This window comes from Streptococcus sp. HMSC072G04 (genome assembly GCF_001813295.1).
GTDB lineage: Bacteria > Bacillota > Bacilli > Lactobacillales > Streptococcaceae > Streptococcus.
Window position 1 is genome coordinate 1 of sequence record NZ_KV812045.1, and the last position, 618, is coordinate 618.

At 50.5% G+C, this 618-nt stretch carries 6 tRNA genes; all 6 read right to left on the reverse strand.

Annotated elements, in window-relative coordinates:
* Positions 1–50 precede the first annotated feature (50 nt).
* The 6 genes from HMPREF2904_RS09920 to HMPREF2904_RS09945 all read right to left on the reverse strand — a co-directional run bounded on the left by HMPREF2904_RS09920 (position 51) and on the right by HMPREF2904_RS09945 (position 586).
* Positions 51–136 (reverse strand) — tRNA-Leu (locus HMPREF2904_RS09920).
* Positions 137–143: 7 nt separating this feature from the next.
* A tRNA-Gly gene (locus HMPREF2904_RS09925) sits at positions 144–215 on the reverse strand.
* Positions 216–238: 23 nt separating this feature from the next.
* A tRNA-Thr gene (locus tag HMPREF2904_RS09930) sits at positions 239–311 on the reverse strand.
* A 17-nt stretch (positions 312–328) separates the two neighbouring features.
* Positions 329–410 (reverse strand) — tRNA-Leu (locus HMPREF2904_RS09935).
* A 6-nt stretch (positions 411–416) separates the two neighbouring features.
* A tRNA-Lys gene (locus HMPREF2904_RS09940) sits at positions 417–489 on the reverse strand.
* 24 nt (positions 490–513) lie between these two features.
* Positions 514–586, reverse strand: a tRNA-Asp gene (locus HMPREF2904_RS09945).
* Positions 587–618: the final 32 nt, after the last annotated feature.

The following is a 618-nucleotide window of genomic DNA, read 5'->3' on the forward strand; positions in this document are numbered from 1 at the left end:
CAGGTACTCTATCCAGTTGAGCTAAGGGTGCTTCTTTCAACCTTTATCTATGCCGAGGACCGGAATCGAACCGGTACGATCGTTACCAATCGCAGGATTTTAAGTCCTGTGCGTCTGCCAGTTCCGCCACCCCGGCCTCCTCAAGCGAACGACGGGATTCGAACCCGCGACCCCCACCTTGGCAAGGTGGTGTTCTACCACTGAACTACGTTCGCATTGCTTTCTTTATATAAAAAAATGCCGGCTACATGACTTGAACACGCGACCCTCTGATTACAAATCAGATGCTCTACCAACTGAGCTAAGCCGGCTCATTATTATTCTCTTATGCGGGTTAAGGGACTTGAACCCCCACGCCGTAAAGCGCCAGATCCTAAATCTGGTGCGTCTGCCAATTCCGCCAAACCCGCAAAATATGACCCGTACTGGGCTCGAACCAGTGACCCATTGATTAAAAGTCAATTGCTCTACCAACTGAGCTAACGAGTCTTAAAATAATTTTCATTATTTTAACGGTCCCGACGGGAATCGAACCCGCGATCTTCGCCGTGACAGGGCGACGTGATAACCGCTACACTACGGGACCTATGGGAGTTAACGGGATCGAACCGCTGACCC